15 protein-coding genes are annotated in these 16,786 nt (G+C 43.5%); 6 read left to right on the top strand and 9 right to left on the bottom strand.

Going from position 1 to position 16,786, the window contains the following annotated elements; genetic code table 11:
- Nucleotides 1–61 precede the first annotated feature (61 nt).
- The 6 genes from HYN43_RS13675 to HYN43_RS13650 form a co-directional block, all read right to left on the bottom strand.
- Nucleotides 62–463: a hypothetical protein gene (locus tag HYN43_RS13675; protein WP_162996463.1), complete on the bottom strand. Its 402-nt coding sequence runs from the start codon at nt 461–463 to the stop codon at nt 62–64.
- A gap of 97 nt (nt 464–560) precedes the next feature.
- Nucleotides 561–1,424 carry an aldo/keto reductase gene (locus HYN43_RS13670; RefSeq protein ID WP_119409877.1) on the bottom strand — a complete coding sequence of 288 codons (864 nt, stop codon included), beginning with the start codon at nt 1,422–1,424 and terminating at the stop codon, nt 561–563.
- Nucleotides 1,425–1,622: 198 nt separating this feature from the next.
- Nucleotides 1,623–2,027, bottom strand: coding sequence for a DUF1761 domain-containing protein (locus tag HYN43_RS13665; RefSeq protein WP_119409876.1), 405 nt, complete (start codon nt 2,025–2,027; stop codon nt 1,623–1,625).
- A 178-nt stretch (nt 2,028–2,205) separates the two neighbouring features.
- Complete coding sequence (locus HYN43_RS13660) at nt 2,206–4,932, bottom strand: carboxypeptidase regulatory-like domain-containing protein (protein ID WP_119409875.1); 2,727 nt, start codon at nt 4,930–4,932, stop codon at nt 2,206–2,208.
- Nucleotides 4,933–5,177: 245 nt separating this feature from the next.
- Nucleotides 5,178–6,128, bottom strand: coding sequence for a hypothetical protein (locus tag HYN43_RS13655; protein ID WP_119409874.1), 951 nt, complete (start codon nt 6,126–6,128; stop codon nt 5,178–5,180).
- Between the two features lie 53 nt (nt 6,129–6,181).
- Nucleotides 6,182–7,123: a hypothetical protein gene (locus HYN43_RS13650; protein ID WP_119409873.1), complete on the bottom strand. Its 942-nt coding sequence runs from the start codon at nt 7,121–7,123 to the stop codon at nt 6,182–6,184.
- A 90-nt stretch (nt 7,124–7,213) separates the two neighbouring features.
- On the opposite strand from HYN43_RS13650, the gene HYN43_RS13645 reads away from it, so the two are divergent.
- Nucleotides 7,214–7,684 (top strand): CYTH domain-containing protein, encoded by a 471-nt coding sequence (locus HYN43_RS13645; RefSeq protein ID WP_119411233.1) that lies wholly within the window; start codon nt 7,214–7,216, stop codon nt 7,682–7,684.
- 6 nt (nt 7,685–7,690) lie between these two features.
- On the opposite strand, the gene HYN43_RS13640 is transcribed toward HYN43_RS13645, so the two are convergent.
- Nucleotides 7,691–7,984 (bottom strand): DUF3892 domain-containing protein, encoded by a 294-nt coding sequence (locus tag HYN43_RS13640; RefSeq protein WP_119409872.1) that lies wholly within the window; start codon nt 7,982–7,984, stop codon nt 7,691–7,693.
- Between the two features lie 116 nt (nt 7,985–8,100).
- Complete coding sequence (locus HYN43_RS13635) at nt 8,101–9,273, bottom strand: hypothetical protein (protein WP_119409871.1); 1,173 nt, start codon at nt 9,271–9,273, stop codon at nt 8,101–8,103.
- A 160-nt stretch (nt 9,274–9,433) separates the two neighbouring features.
- Between HYN43_RS13635 and HYN43_RS13630 the strand changes: the two genes are divergently transcribed.
- From HYN43_RS13630 to HYN43_RS13610, 5 genes are all read left to right on the top strand, one after another.
- A complete protein-coding gene (locus tag HYN43_RS13630) occupies nt 9,434–10,177 on the top strand; it encodes a DUF5020 family protein (protein ID WP_119409870.1) in 744 nt (247 codons plus the stop codon).
- 98 nt (nt 10,178–10,275) lie between these two features.
- Nucleotides 10,276–10,614 carry an ArsR/SmtB family transcription factor gene (locus tag HYN43_RS13625; protein WP_119409869.1) on the top strand — a complete coding sequence of 113 codons (339 nt, stop codon included), beginning with the start codon at nt 10,276–10,278 and terminating at the stop codon, nt 10,612–10,614.
- Nucleotides 10,611–11,036 carry an SRPBCC family protein gene (locus tag HYN43_RS13620; RefSeq protein ID WP_119409868.1) on the top strand — a complete coding sequence of 142 codons (426 nt, stop codon included), beginning with the start codon at nt 10,611–10,613 and terminating at the stop codon, nt 11,034–11,036. Before HYN43_RS13625 ends, HYN43_RS13620 begins: the two co-directional genes overlap by 4 nt.
- Before the next feature lie 11 nt (nt 11,037–11,047).
- Entirely contained in the window at nt 11,048–11,494 is a 447-nt protein-coding gene (locus tag HYN43_RS13615; RefSeq protein ID WP_119409867.1) for an SRPBCC family protein, read from the top strand.
- 154 nt (nt 11,495–11,648) lie between these two features.
- Nucleotides 11,649–15,206 carry a TraB/GumN family protein gene (locus HYN43_RS13610; protein WP_119409866.1) on the top strand — a complete coding sequence of 1,186 codons (3,558 nt, stop codon included), beginning with the start codon at nt 11,649–11,651 and terminating at the stop codon, nt 15,204–15,206.
- A 99-nt stretch (nt 15,207–15,305) separates the two neighbouring features.
- Here HYN43_RS13610 and HYN43_RS13605 read toward each other — a convergent pair whose 3' ends face one another.
- Complete coding sequence (locus HYN43_RS13605) at nt 15,306–16,784, bottom strand: glutamate synthase subunit beta (protein ID WP_119409865.1); 1,479 nt, start codon at nt 16,782–16,784, stop codon at nt 15,306–15,308.
- Nucleotides 16,785–16,786 lie beyond the last annotated feature (2 nt).

Raw genomic sequence — 16,786 nt, 5'->3', positions numbered from 1 at the left:
TGGCGGTTTGCAGTTATAAATCAAAACACTGCAAACTGCAAACCGGGAACTGCTAACTGATCTATTCTCTTTGCCAATTATCCATTTTCCAGTATCCGTCCAAATCTTTGGTGTAGAAAGCGGTATACCTGTTTCCTTCAAGGTTAAAATCAAATGAAAACTCGTTAGTCGATGCATCATCGGGCAAAAAGTTTGTAACTATGCTGTCTGCTACAGCGGCTATGGTACTGCTAAAGTTGTCTTCCGCTGTAGGAATGGTTTGTTTTTCGCTTTCAACAAAATCGTTAAAAGTATCAAACTGATAAGTGCCGTTTTTTTGCTTGCGGGCGGCTTCAAAGGCGGCTTCGGCCCATTGTTGCTTGTAGGCTTCCATGGCGTTGAGCAAATCTTCGGCGGATATTTCGGGTAAGCCGTCGGCACCGGTAGTGTTATAACTGTTCAGGATCTCTTCTTTGCTTTTCATATCCGAAATAATGTTTATTAATAACAAAGGATGCCGGTTAGGCATCCTTTGTTATTAGCAAAAGTAATAAATATTGTTTGAAGCGGGCTTTTGGGCCTTATACTTCGCCAATGCTATCCAATATAGCTATATCATCTTCAGATAACTGAATATCGGCAGTTTTCATATTTTCCTCAAGGTGAGCAACGCTCGAAGTGCCCGGGATAAGCAATATATTAGGCGAATGATGCAATAACCAGCTTAATGCAACCTGGTGTATGGTTGCCTGATGTTTTGCGGCTATGCGTTTCAAAATTTCTTCGCCCTGCACATTGCCGCCGCCAAGCGGAAACCAGGGTATAAAGGCGATGTTGTGTACGTTGGTATATTCCAATTCAGCTTCCCATCGGCGGTTATCAACGCTGTACATGTTTTGGATGGATACCACTTCAAAATACTGCTGAGCCAGTTTAAGATCCTGGATACTCACCTCCGACAAGCCAATATGCCTGATTTTACCCTCCTGCTGTGCCTTTTGCAAAAACTCAAACGATTTTTCGGCAGGTACTTTAGGGTCTATGCGGTGTAGCTGATACAAGTCAATCCGTTCAACCTGCAGGCGTCTCAGGCTTCCGTGAAGCGCTTCTTTCAAATGTTCGGGCGAGGCATCAACAGGCCATTCGTTTGGGCCTGTACGCAGCAGGCCACCTTTGGTGCCAATCAGTAAATCGGTTGGATAGGGGTGCAGCGCTTCGGCTATAAGTTCTTCAGATACATTTGGACCGTAGCTGTCGGCCGTATCAATAAAATTAACGCCAAGTTCAACGGCGCGCCTCAGCACGCGGATCGCCTCGTCTTTATCTTTCGGCGGCCCCCAGATTCCTGTACCCGTAATGCGCATAGCGCCATAACCCACGCGGTTAATTTTTATATCGCCGCCAATGGTGAACGTCTTCTCGAATGAACTTGTTGTGTTTGCCATATTGCTGTGTTTTAATATCAACTAAAATACAGCGCTATTGTTTACAGAATGCTAACATCAACGTCAAATTGAATAACGGAAATTTAAATTGACATCCCCAGGATTTTAGAGTCAATTTTTGGGCGGATTTTTTGACCTGTGCTATCAAATAGCATCCGCCCTAAAATCAATTAAGTACGTTTTAGATGTCGCAATTTTTTATCTCCAGGCGCCTAATATCAACCCCATTAAGGTTAATGAAACTACGCTGTAGCCTCCGTTAATAAATATCAGTCTCCAGCTTTTAAGCTCAAATAAGCTATGAATGGCAATGGCACAGAATGTCCAGATGCCGGCCAAAAATCCCGCTGTTGCTCCCCATGCCAGGTCGGTTTTGGCATCGGCTAAAAACATGGCCAGATTAACCGCCATAATTAGTGAGAAAAATGCCGTGAACCCAAAAGCCCGTCCTTTGTTGGAGGCTTGCAGTTCTTCTGTGGTAAGTTTATTGTCGGCAACCCAGGCATTGGCAAACAATACCGGCGAATACCAGATGCCGCCTACTAAAAATGCAGATAAGGCTGCCACCACAACGGCCAGCCAGTTGATAAGTTGAAAGTTCATAATGACAATAGTTTAAATTGATATGTGTTAAACGAATATAATAAATTGAAACAAAACAAATTATGCGAATATGACAAATCGCCTTAATGAACAAATTGCTTAACACAGTGCATAATGTAAAAGCCCCGGCAAGTTTTTGTAAACTGCCGGGGCTTTTTATGTTTAAAAACACAAACTGCTATTTCACGGTGTAATGCAATACATATCGGCCTATGTTCCCTTCGGCATCAATGCCTTCAATTATAGCCCGGTAAGTACCACGCTGATCGCTGTTAAAAAAGCTGAAAGTGGCCGCCCCGGTTGTTTTATCGGTTATGATGTTAGGTTTCCAGTAAATGGTATTGCGCAAATCGCCGCCCAGTGTGCCGGCTTTGGTAACATCGTATTTGGGCGAATAAAACTCTTTGGCTTTGGTATACCCCTGCACCGCGAAAGTGATCACGTTTTGCTTAGGGATCAGTTCCTGCAATTGGGCAAGCGTTATTTTTTGCTTTTTAACCACTTTTTTGTTGATAAGCAAAATACCCTTTGTTTGCGTGTTTCGATTAATACCGCTAACACCATCATTCAAAAATATCTCTACCGACTCAACGTCCGCACCCGTCATGCTTGTTAAAAAGTTGGCATCAACCGGCGTACTGCCTACGTAAACCTGCACCGGTGTACGATCGCCGGAGTTATAGCTACGGCTTACGTAAAAATTATTATCTACGTAAGTTAACCCCATTGCTGCCGTTTGAAGACAGTTTATCAGTATAGGGCAACCTTGTAACTGCTGTGCCGAAACCTCATGATCGGCCTGCCCCGGTAAGCCCGCAAACGTGCCTCCGTAATCGGTATGGCTGGCCTTTTTTACAATTTTTGTCGATTTAACAACAACTTCCTTTATAGTGCGCGAGCTTTGATATTGCCTGTAGCTGTTTTGCAGGTAAGGGCGGAAGGTACTGTCGATATTAATAATCTCATCCGCAATATTGATGTTTTTACTCAGCTTTTGATAAGCTTCGCCGTTAACGCTTATCACCATGTTGCGGCCATTAGGATTATTACGGGCACTCAGGGTTATTTTTGATGTATCGGGCACATTCACGTTGCTGAATTTAAAATTGCCCGACATGTCGGTAATTGTTTCCGCCGAAAAGTTTTTATCCGGGATCAATAAACGCAGGCTTCCTTTGGCAACCGGCAAGCCGTTATTGGTACGCAGCGTACCGGTTATATCAATACCCTGTTCGGGCATCAGGTAAATTGGCGGGGTTTTATCGGCCAGGATATCTTCATAATCAAAACGGCGGTAGCCTTGCGTAAGCATCAGGATATCCAGGTTGGCAGCTTTTTCATCGTCGGGCTTATTGAAGTAGTAGTTGGGCTTTTCGATAAAACCTTTCAAATCCGACGTAAGCAGCATGTGACTTAGTATGGTCCATTCGTTGTCCTCGTTTGACGGCACAGTGGTATCATCAAGCACGGCTACCGAAAAGCTTCCCTCGGCAGGTTTATTTTCATTTTTTGCCGATACGGTGATTTTAACATTCCCCCTTGTGGTATAAGATGGCTTATCGGTTTTAAGGGTGACGTTCATCTGATCGTTATGTTGGATAAATGCAATCCGCTCGCAAAGAGCGTACCCGCCCGATGAAAATAATGTTAACTGTATTATACCCGTAGGGAACTTGGTTTTGGGGATGCTGGCCGAATAAGTTGTGCTGTTTAAAACAGTTTGCGCGGCATAATAAATAACGCCGCCGCCCTGGGCTACGAGGTAAAAGCTCTTGTTTTGCTTGCGCTGAAAAAACAAATCGTTTGCCGAAATTTTAACGGTGAGGTTGGTTGGGTCATTATTGTAAACACTGAGGCTTATCCCCATAGATTGTACACGGGGCAGGTTGTAAGTAGCCGTAGAACCATCAGCAAAAGTGACATTGGCTTTGTACGACCGCTCGAGATCGGGTGTCATGGCGAATATACCCATGCCCAGGTGTGCGCTGTTAAACTGGGTTACTTCGGTACCCTTATCATCAACAATGGTGCCTTTAATATCAACGCCCAATCCGCTGGAGGCGATGGCCTTGAAGGCTATCCTGGTACGCAAGCCGTTGGTTAACTGTCCGCCTTCCGGAAAAAACTGCACATCATAACCTTTGATAGCCGTACGCATAGAAAAGCTGCTGTTGATGGTTTTACGATCGCCCACATCAATTGCGGTTACCAAAATTCCTCCCGATATCACATCGGCCTGGCTTTCGGGGATATCTACCAACAGCACACCTTTATCGTCGGTTGTGCCGTGGCCTTTGGTTACCGGGTCGCCGTTTTTCATCAGCTGCCAGTTTACGCGTTTGTTGGCATACGGCGTATTATCGGGCCCTTTATATAAAATGCTGGCATCAACCTTAACACCGGTGCGTTTGGTTGAACTTTTATAGGTAATATTGGTGCGTACCTGGTTATCGATGGCGTTACCTACGTTAAAGGTATGATCGTAAAAATAATCAGCATCAAAATTGCGCATCCAGTTGGTATAGCTGCGCAGGCGGTAGGCGCCCTGCTTATAAGTATCGCCGTTAAGTACAATGTTTCCACTGGCAAACCCATTGTTAACCACAATACGCTGGCTCTCCACCACCGAATCGCGGTTATTGATCAGGTCAACATATACAATTTTGCTTAGTGCCGATGGCTGGTGCTTTTCGATGGTTACATAAGCTTTAAACCAAAGCGTATCACCCACGGCATAGTACGGCTTATCGGTATGCAGGTAAACTTTTTCGATTGGAAAACTGCTGCTGAATTTGCTTGTTTTTTCGAGAATAGTAGTGAGGGGAATGCTATCCTGCTGGGCAAAAACAGTAGCGCCGAAGGCAGTAAGCAAACAAATTATAAGTAAAAATCTACGTACAATCATCAATTTAAGTTAAGATACTAACAGGGGCTAATATAAACATTAAGGCCGTATTGCATTTTGCCCCAAAGGGTATTTAACAATTTTTTACAAAGCGCGGCCCGGCTTTACGTTAAAGTTAAACGCAAAGGGATCTGCAGCGATATAAAATAGCACGATTGTTACTTTGATTGAGCCGGGGAGTGGGAGAAAGCGGAAAGCCCGAAAGTTAAGCCAACGTAACATCTTCCAGGCTTTCCGACCAAAGCCTACTTAGCCTTCTTTCCTTCTACATGTACCGATACCATGCTCGAGTGGATCATGCCCAGGGTTGAGCCCGGTTTAATGTTCAGATAAAGTTTTAAATAACTTTCCATCACTGCTTTCGATGTGTGAATATAATCGGCTTTCGTGTCTTCGTCATCAAGGCCAATAAGGGGATAGCCATAGTAAGTGCGGCCTTTGTCATCAATATACATGGTAAACGAAAAATAAAAATCCTTATAAGCCTTGTTAATCACGATATCGTATGTCGGATCGAGGTAATCGTCAGAATTATCAAAGTTGTTCATAATATCCGGCCTGGTGGTACGCTGCGAAACGGTTACCATGCTGTTTCTGCTGGTAATTTTGGCCGGCTGGCGCGCGGCGAAAGCTTTGTTGTAATCAGCATTTGCTTTTGCACTGAGGCCTTCAATAAACAGGGTATCCTTGCGGCTTGGGCGCCTTAATATTGATGTATCGGTATGTAATACGTTTTTTATATAGTTATCAGCAAAAAAACGCATAAACACCTTGGTGCCCTTAACATCAAGCGAATCGCCTTTCTGAATCAGGATCTCCATGGTGATACTGTCTTTGCTGATTGTCCTTACTTTTAACCACGAGCGGGCCGCGTTAAAAATAGAATCATACCCACGGGTAAGCGGAAAATTAATAAACGCATTTTTGGTGGGACTAAAAATGCTTATCGAATCGTCGGATACAAACTTGAGCTTCCATTGGGGCTCCAACTGGTAACCGTATTCGTTAAAGGAAAGTCCGTTACGCATACGACGTGATACCTCGGAGTAATTGATACCATTGTAGGCGCGAAAAGAAATTAGTTCCCTTTTTTTGCTTCCCGGTTGCGAGTGGTTGCAGCCAAATGCTATTATTGATAGTAGAAACAAGGGGGCTAATAAGCCCGTTTTTGTTGTTTTTAAGTTGATGAATGGCATTGCCGCTAAGATATAGATAATTAGATAAACGGCTAAAAAATGGCTTAATATCGTTACATGCTCCGCTTGCCGGTAACATGAACGGCTATTTCGCTGGTATGCACAATGCCAAGCGTTGTTCCCGGTTTTAAATTAAGATAATATTTAAGGTAGCTGTTCATAACAGCTTTTGAAAGATGGATGTAGGTTACCTTCCGGTCCTCTTCTAAAAATACGGTGAGCGGGCGGCCGTAATGCATGTTACCCAATGGGTCAACAAATATCGAAAACGAATAATAAAAATTGGCGTAGGCCTTATCAATGGTGATATCAAATTCGGGGCCCATATATTCGCTTGAAGTATCGAAATTATTGAGCATGCTTGGTTCGGCGGGCCGCTTTTCTATTTTTATCCGGTTGCTTTTGCTTGTAAGCTCAACCGGTTGGCGGGCGGCAAAAGCCTTTTCGACATTTTTATTGGCCACAGCTGCAAGCCCTTTTATATAAACGGTATCCTTAAGGCTGGGGCTTTTACATTTGCTCAGGTTGCCGTGCAGTACGTTGGCTATATAGTTATCTGCATAAAATATCATGTAAACTTTAGCACCACGGGTATCTACCGAATCGGCATAAGCCTTAAGCAGTTCTACAACCAGGCTGTCTTTGGTCATTGTCTTAACCTTAAGCCAGGCGCGTGCGGTGTTAAAAACGGAGTCATACCCACGGGTAAGCGGGAAGTTGATGAAGCGTTTTTTGGTTGGGCTGTAAATGCTTGTCGAATCGTTTGATACGAATTTCATTTTCCATTGCGGCTCCAGTTGGTATCCGAAACTGTTGAATGAAAGACCGTTTTCTGAGCGCCGGGCTATTTCGGTATAACTGATGCCCAATACAGGTTTAAACGAGATCAGGTCTTTTTCGCCGCCATGTTTAACAATGTTGCGTGGTTTACAGCCGCAACAAAACAAGATTAATAAAAGCCAGGTTGATTTGGTAAAAGGTTTGGTAATTATCATACAGTAGCAATATGTATAACTAAATGTATGATATTTACCCACGCGCAAATGTTAAAAAATGCTAAAAGTTTGTGCGCTTGCAGTAAAAATATGGCTATAGAAATAGAACGTAAGTTTTTGGTTGATAAGGAAAAATGGCAGCAGCTTGAAAAGCCAACGCCAATGCATTTAAGGCAGGGTTATATTTTTAGCGATGAAAGTAAAACCATCCGGCTGCGCATAGCTGATGACCAGGCCTTTATTACCATAAAAGGAAGCACCACAGGAATGAGTCGCAGCGAGTTTGAATACGCTATCCCTGTAGCTGATGCGGCGCAGATGCTGGATGATCTTGCTGTTTCCGAACTGGAAAAATACCGTTACAACATCACCTATTCGGGCAAATTATGGGAGGTTGATGTTTTTTTAGGCGATAACCAGGGCCTCGTAGTGGCCGAGATTGAACTTGACAGCGAAGACGAAGAATTTGAACTGCCGTTATGGGTAACAACCGAGGTTACCGGCGATAAACGATACTATAACTCTAAACTAAGCATCCATCCCTTTAAAAACTGGGACTAAATTCAATCAGGCGCACTCCGGCAAACCCAGCAGGTAGTCGGGTTCCGATTCGTCATAAACAGTTTTTACATATTTGTTTCCCTCGGGGCATACCGCCGGGATCAAGGTTGTTTTGTTGCCTTGCTTATCTATAATATAAGCTTCACCATCCTCGTTCTTGATCCAATCGTAAAGTTTCGATCTTTCGGTGATGCCTTTCACATTAATGCGCTCGTTTATCCATTCCAGCGAGTCGATGGCCACATAGGGATTATCGTGCGGCCGGGTGTCGGTTTTTATACATACTATACGTACAGCCATGGTGCTAATTGTTATAAATTATCAGGTGAGATAAAATTATGGCAAATAACAATACTCCGAAATAGGTATAATCACCCAATTTTCGATACGTAAAATTACCTATTGCGTGAGTGCTGCTACTTTTGGCATGGGCCACCCTGCAGCCTGAAAAATTTAAAATGTACGGGGATTACTTCTGTCTCGTTTTTAAAGCCTTTAATGGCAAACAAGCCAATATACCGGGGTGTCATATCAAAATCCTGGCTGGCAACTTCCTTAAAGGCAGTGTTTTGTACCTCCCCGCCGGCATATAAAAAGCGAAACCTGCTGCCGTTTTTTTCAATCCGCAAAGCCGAATTGAGCAGGTTTTTGAACAAGGCAGGGCTGGCAGCGGCGCTATCCGGGTAAAATACAACGTGGTGCGCAATCTCTTCGGGTTTACCAAAGCCGGGGCCAAGCGAGGTGATGGCCTGCACCAAAATTTCGCGGGGGCGTTTGTAGCCGCCAAAAAAATCGTTATAAGCTAAGGATAGCCTGATGCTTTTGCCGGTAAGGCTGGTATCTTCCAATAGCAGGAGCCCGGCCTGCTGCCATTCCTGTTTCGGAATAAAATTATCGAGATGAACCTCTGCAGTAAAACAATCGGTTTTTATAGGGTGGAGTAACAGGTTTTGGATAACCGGCTTTTTTGAGGTATCGGGCCAGTTATCACCTTCAAGTGTAAATAAGGTAAGCGCTTTAGGCTTTTCGTTTTTTCTGTGCCAATGGGCATTGTCCTTTGCCTGTACAAGCCAGTTGTTGCTTTGAAGCGCGGCATCGCTTACCTCGTTAAAATTATCGTAAAATGTTTGGTTTACGGATCGGCTTTCACGGGTAATCATAAAAATAACTATCAGGCTAATCACAGCCACTAACCCGGTGATACTCCAGGCAAGCCGTTTGGGTGTTTTATGCGTTTCCGGCGGGATTGCCTGAAATTGTTTCCGGTACATAAACCAATAAGGATAATGGCTTTCGTTATCCTTCCGTTTAAGTTCGGTAGTATAAGGTGCTCCTAAAACATAGCGTGCCAGGGTATCGAGAGTTGCTGCCGAAGGGTTTTCAGGCTTCCCGGTATCTCCGCCCAAAACAAAAAACGAATAATTTTTGATGCTTTTCCAGCCCACGCTAAGGCCCGTAAGTTCATTAACCTGGTTGGCCATTATACGGCTTTCGGTTTCGGTCATGGCGGTACCAATGGCATGACCAAAGCATTTTTGATATGCCTGCTTAAATAAACCCGAAAAAATCAAAAGATCCGTATTGGTCATAAATTATTGATAAACAGTGTGTAGTGTGCTGTAATTAAGGTTTACGCCACATTTCCGTTCGGCTTCCGCCGTGCTCAAATAAGCCTGAAGATATTTACAAAACGGTTGCCGGTACCGTGTTTTTCAAATCAACCGATCATAAATATCAACAAAAAAACAGATGAAATTCAGGATCATTATTATTTTATGTTTCCTTGTAAAGGGCACATTGGCGCAAAACCTGCAGTTGCATTACGATCTGCGGCATACGGTAGATCCGGGCCGCAACTCAAAAAATTTCCCCTCCTTATACTTCGAGTATTTTAAATCGATGAAAAAGCCAGGCGATTCGGCATTGGTAAAACCGGGGGCATTCTTTTTAAAGGTACAAACCGATTTGCAGGGAGCGGATAACAATATCGGCAAATCATTTATCCAGGTATCCCAAAGTTTTAAGTTCTGGAAACCCGATGTGTTCCTGAGCGTTCAATACAGCGGCGGCCTGGGTGTTACCGAACCCAAGCATTACAGTTACTACATAACCAATGCGTTTTCGCTGGGGCCTGCTTACGGTTTTGCGTGGGCAGGAGTATACTTTAGTACCAGCCTGAGTTATACCTATAATGCGCTGGAAAAGCCCAGTTACGATTTTATGTATTCATTTTATTGGGGCAAAGGTTTTTTTAACTATAAACTGGAGTTTAAAGGCGATTTTGAAGTATACACCATTAACCGTAATCAAGGTGATGATTTTACACGGAATTTACGCGGTAAACGCCTCTCGTTTTTTGGCGAGCCGCAATTGTGGTATAACATCAATAATACCGTAGGAGTAGGGGCCAGGCTCAATATGTTTTATCACGTGGTAACAACCGAAGATGTTTTTCAGAATTATCCTACCATAGCTGTTAAGGTTAAACTATAGATAGCAAGGGGGAAATAAATTTTCAAAAAACTATTGCGTAACCAAAAGGTTTCATTTAAATTTGTAACCGAACGGTTTCAAATAACTGTTCGGTTATTATGCGCAGAGACGTATTCCAGGCCATTGCAGATCCTACCCGTCGCGAAATCATTAATCTGATCGCCTATAAAAACATGAACCTTAATGCCGTGGCCGATAATTTTGATATCAGCAGGCCGGCGGTATCCAAGCATATCAAAATACTAACCCAATGTGGTTTGCTGGTGATTAAGCAGCAGGGGCGCGAGCGTTACTGCCATGCCAACCTGCAGCAGTTAAAGCAGGTTACCGATTGGGCTGAGCAATACCGCCAATTCTGGACACAAAAACTGGATGCACTTGACGCATTTCTCACTAACGAACAAAACAACGATAACCATAAAAACGAAAAGCTATGAGTACGCAACCTTTTGTAATTGAACGCGTTTACGCGGCACCCGTTCAAAAAGTGTGGGAAGCCATCACCGTTAATGAAAAAATGAAGCAATGGTATTTTGACCTGGCCGAATTTAAGCCCGAAGTAGGTTTTGAATTTGAGTTTACCGCCGGGGATGATAAGTTTCAATACCGCCACCTGTGCCGGGTAACCAAAGTAGTTGAGGGTAGCGTTATAGCTTATACCTGGCGTTATGATGGCTATGAAGGGGATTCGGAAGTTACCTGGGAGCTTTCGCCTGAGGGAGAGGGAACTAAACTGGTGTTAACCCATACCGGTTTAGAAACATTTCCGCCGATTGATGCCTTCAAAAAAGAAAACTTTGTGGCCGGCTGGACACATATTACCGGCATTTCGCTTAAAGATTTTTTGGAGAAGGTATAAAATAAGCTGCCATGAAAAACCAACCACTTATTATTAAACGCCTTTTTGATGTGCCGGTAACACGCCTGTGGAAAGCTTTTACCGACAATGAGAGTATGAAAAACTGGTATTTCGATATTCCTGGCTTTAAACCCAAAGCGGGTGCAGAATTCAGTTTTCCGGGACATATAGATGGCCGCGACTTCATCCATCGCTGTAAAATAACCAATGTTGTGCCACTCAGGAAAATTGCCTATGATATGGTTTTTGATATTGATCAAATACAAAAAGGCTTAATGGTTAAAACCCATGTTAGCTTTGAGTTTGAACCCGCGGAGGATAAAACCTGGCTTACTTTAATTCACGAAGGCCTGGAGAATTTTCCGGAGGGGCTCAAATGGTTTGCGTTTGATGATTTTGTTAAAGGATGGAGCCAGCTGTTTGATGATAAGCTTAGCGGATATTTAGCGCAGAGTTAGAAATGATTGGCAAAACAGAAAAAGGCATTTGAGTAGTTCAGATGCCTTTTTCTGTTTTGCCATGTTATGTTTTTATAAAGTTATCCGCCCGGTATAAAGGTAAAGTTACAATCACTTATCTTTGTAGCTTACTTAAACCCTGTTACAATATTATATGGTTAAATTTTACTTATCACAATTTTCTGCATTTTCATTTTCCGCAGGTCTGAAACGCTTATTGACGGCTGTATTGATACTGTTGTTTATTTCGCCCGTCATCGCGCAGCAACAAAAAAAGGATTATACTTTGTTATGGCGCATTAGCGGCAAAGGGCTAACAAAGCCATCGTACTTGTTTGGTACCATGCACGTTAAGGATAAACGCGTTTTTGGTTTTAGCGATTCGGTAATGCTGGCTATACAAAAAAGTGAAACGTTTGCGCTTGAGGTACATCCCGATACGCTGATGAGCAAAATGTTTGCAACTCTTGCCGACAAAGAGTCGCGACGCGGGCTGCGTGATATGCTTTCGCCGGAAGAGTATGCCAAAATTGCCAAACGTTTTAAACAGAAAAACGGCTACGCAATGGGTAATATCGACCCGATGCAGCTGGAATCGGTGATGCGTCCCGAAAAAAAGAACCCCGATGATAAAAAAACATTTATCGATGCTTTTTTGTACGGTGTTGCCCATGGCATGAATAAACCTATTTACGGGCTTGAAAATGCTGCCCAGCAATTTGATGGCTATTTTGGCGCCAATTCAGACATTAAGGAAAGAATTAAAAACCTGGTTGATGATAACGACAAAGAGATTATCAACAGCGAGGAGGAAATGATAAAAATATACAGCACCGGTAATCTCAACAAGCTTGCAGCATATTTAAGTCTCTCCGAATTGAATGACGATGAATTGATAGCCCGCAACAAGGTGATGCTAAACAGCATTGTGAGTCATATTCATAACCAGTCGCTGTTTTCGGCTGTTGGAGCCGCGCACCTGCCGGGGCCGCACGGGCTAATTGAGTTATTGCGAAATACCGGCTATACCGTAGAACCCGTAAAGGCCGATTTTACAGGTGTTGCCAATCGTTTCAATACCGATTACACCAAACTTAACTGGAAACCTTATGTTGATAACGAAAACGGCTACTCGTTCGAACTGCCGTTTACACCCGAAAAAACAAATATTTTTTTAGGACTGCCATCCGTAATTTATACAGATATATCCAACGAGGTGTTTTTCGGTGCTTATGCTATCCTGAAAGGTTCGGATACCAAGCCGGCCGATGAAAATGCCGTGCTGCAGAGCATGGTTAATGTATTTAAAAAAAATCAGGACAATCATATCGTCAGCAAAAAACCGGTAGCGGTAAACGGCATTAAAGGCACCGAGATTTTGATGCGCACCAATGGTGATTATTTACGCCTCAGGGTATTATTCAGCAATAATTTTCTGTACCTGTTATACGCGGGTACCCAGCTCGAAAATTTATATACACCTTATGCCAACCGCTTTTTTAACTCGTTTAAAACATTTAAAACAGCACCAAAGGCAAATCCGGCGTGGATCACATTTAAAAATGATACCGGCGCATTTGCCGTGCATTTACCGTCAGAACCAAAGCTGATTGTAAAAAATATACCCAACCCGATTGCCCGGCAAGGCGAACCCTTCAGCATGAAAATTTACCTGGCGATGGATAGCGTTAACCTGATGACCTACCTGGTGCGTTATAACGATTACCCCAAAGGATCATACCTGGCCGATAAAAATAAACTGTTTGATGCAATAGGTAACGAGTTTAAGGGCAAAGGCAGCATGATTGGCAAACCGCACAAAATAGTTGTTGACGGGTACGAGGGCCGCGAGGTTGACTTTAAGCTTTTAGATAAATATTATTGCCGCCTCCGCCTTTTGGTACGCGGCAACCGCACTTATTTATTAATGAAGCAGAACATAGAGGAAGAAAAGCCGCTGCCGGCTGGCGATGATTTTCTGGAATCGTTTAAAATGATTTCCTATAAAAAGCCCCAGGCTACTACCTATAATTTCGAGGGTACTGATTTTTCAGTAACCACGTTTGAAAAATTACGCTTTATCAGGGATTCGGTTGCCAATTACAGATCTTTCCTGAAGAATTCGGTAACTGCTTATTCAACCAATACGGCCTCGGGCGGAGTTTATGGTGTTGAGCATACTAATATCAGCAAATACTACCGCGCAGCTCATGTCGATTCGGTATACAATAAGCTGATTCCGAAGTTTGTGCCTTATACCGATACGCTTTTAAAGGTTGATACTATCGTGGTTAATAATATTACAGGCCGGGAGTTTATTTCGCAATCTAAATCAACAGGGGATAAAAAAAGGGAACGCCTGTTTATTGATAACGGCGATCTTTTTTACATGACAGCCCATATTGCTGATGAAGAATTATTTAGCGAAACAAGCAATGAGTTTTTTAATTCGTTAAAAAAGGTTCGCGATACTCAACCCATCGATTTAAGTTCATCGAAAGCGGCTGTGATAATTAATGATCTCGTTTCTGCGGATTCTGTTTTGAATCAGGGTGCAAAAGGTGCCCTGGCGTATTATGATTTTAAAAAGGATGAGCTGCCATATGTTTACAAAGGCCTGCAAACCAGTTATCCGGCCGATAGCCTGTACGGCGGCCCCGGTCGGTTGCTGCTTAACGTGCTAAATAAAACGCATGACGATAAGACTATCGAAGTACTTTCGGCATTGTATAAAAGGGCTGATATTAATGATAACATGAAGCCGCAGATATTGAAAACGATAGTTGATGTCGATAAAAAGAAAGGATACCCGGTATATCTTGATCTGCTTACCGGTGGTCCTGCTTTTAAAGCCAGGTACAACTATGATACCTTCGCGCCGCTTAATGATTCGCTTGATTTTGTGCAGGCTAACTATGATCGCATTATCCCGCTTTTAAAAAATCAAAAGTTTCGCTCCAGTCTGCTGTCTGTTTTTCAATCAATGGCGGGCGAAAAGGATGGGAAATATGATAACCTGATCCGTACGCATTTTAATGACATAACGGCTTTTGCCAATGCCGATCTCGATAAGTATCTGAGCAAAACGGATAGTAACTCCACGGATATGTATACGCCGGTTTATTATTACCTGTCGTTAATGAAAAAAGTAAAGGGGCAGCCAATAACAAGCACTTTTACCGCAAAACTGTTAAAACGAAATGATATCAATAAGCATTTGCCAACCGCTGTGGCTACCCGAATTGAAAACAAGCTGCCCGTTAGCGATGCTGTTTTGAATAAACTATTGGATAGCATGGTTCAGCGGTACGATTTGATGGAGGAGCTTAGCAAAGCAAAACAACTGGCCCGGGTACCTGCCAAATACAAAACCCAGGCTGCCTTTGCCAAATTATGTGTTTACCAAAACGCCATAGCAAACGATGAAGATGAAAGCGCCGAACAGTTAAAGCTGTTGGGTAGTATTACTGATAAAGGCAAGCTGTTTTATGTTTTTAGCTATAAGCTTTACTCTGAAGATGAGGATTTACGCGAGCTGGCGATAAGCGGTCCTTACACACCCGGTTCGTCAAAACTTGACTTTACCAGCTATCATGCCTATGAAGAACAAGCCGAAAAAGGCTTAACCTGGCAAAAGCAAGCCAAAAGGATGATAGTTGAATTGAAGAAACAGAACGAAGAATTACAAACTTCGGCAAAAGACGTAGAGTAGAATTTCTATAAAACCAACAAAGCCGGGCAAACGCCCGGCTTTGTTGGTTTTATAGAAAAGGAGAAAAGAAACTAACCTCTGATCTCCAACCTCTAATCACTAAAATACTTGCTCAAACTGATTAACCCCATCTTTACTTTCCAGTAAAGAGTGGCCCATCAAAAACTCATCAACCTTGCGGGCGGCTTCGCGGCCCTCAGAGATGGCCCAAACCACCAGTGATTGTCCGCGGCGCATATCGCCTGCTGTAAAAACTTTGCTTACGTTGGTGCGGTAAACACCTTCTTTAGCTTTTACGTTTTTACGGTCGTCGAGCTCAACACCAAGCTGGCTGATGAAAGTATCAGCCTGTGGATGTAAAAAGCCCATAGCCAGGAATACACGCTGACAAGGAATTTCACGTTCCGAACCTTCAACTACATTAAATTTAACCGGACGGCCCATAAAATCCTGTTCCCACTCAACATCAACCACTTTCAGGGCGCGCAGGTTACCTTCCTCGTCGCCAAGGAACTCCAGGGTGTTAACACCCCAGAAACGGTCGGCACCTTCTTCGTGCGAGCTGGTGGTTTTCAGTACCATTGGGTAAGTAGGCCACGGCATGTGCTGTGTACGCTGTGCAGGCGGCTGGAACATCACCTCAAATTGCTTGATAGATGCAGCACCCTGGCGGTTTGAAGTACCCACACAGTCCGATCCGGTGTCACCACCGCCAATAACAACTACATCTTTACCTGTAGCAAGGATATCCTCGGCAGTAACATCAATATTGCTTACACGTTTGTTTTGTTGTTTCAGGAAATCCATAGCAAAGTGGATACCTTTCAACTCGCGACCCGGAATGTTCAGGTTACGCGGGATGGTTGAACCACCGGCAAGGATCACGGCATCGTTGTTACGTACCAGCTCATCGGCTGCTACGTTTACACCAACTTCGCTGTTGTATTTAAATACAACACCGTCTTTCTCCATTACTTCGATGCGGCGTTCTACTACCCATTTCTCTAACTTAAAGTCAGGAATACCGTAGCGTAATAAACCACCTGCACGGTCGTCACGTTCGTAAACGGTAACGGTGTGGCCTACTTTTACCAGCTGTGCTGCAGCGGCAAGGCCCGCAGGGCCAGAACCTACCACGGCTACTTTTTTGCCGGTTTTAATTAGCGGAGCGGTTTGCTTAACCAGTTTTTTCTCGTAAGCGATCTCGATGATATGGCGCTCAATTTCCTCGATAGCAACAGGCGGCTTGTTGATGCCTAACACACATGCCGATTCGCATGGGGCGGGGCAGATCCGGCCTGTAAACTCGGGGAAGTTATTGGTTGACGATAATATATGGTAAGCTTCTTCCCAGTTTTTACGATACACGGCATCGTTAAACTCAGGGATGATATTACCCAAAGGGCATCCCGAATGGCAAAAAGGGATCCCACAATTCATACACCTTGCCGATTGCTGGTTAAGCTTCTCTTCAGAGTATAAATTTACAAATTCGTTATAATTTTTAACGCGTTCAGCAGCCGGAACTTTTGAAGGTAGTTCACGATTAAACTCCTGAAATCCTGTAGGTTTTCCCATTT

Origin of the sequence: Mucilaginibacter celer, assembly GCF_003576455.2 — a bacterium.
Classification (GTDB): Bacteria; Bacteroidota; Bacteroidia; order Sphingobacteriales; family Sphingobacteriaceae; genus Mucilaginibacter; species Mucilaginibacter celer.
The sequence above is the reverse complement of the archived record's forward strand: the minus strand, read 5'-3'. Positions and strand labels throughout refer to the sequence as shown.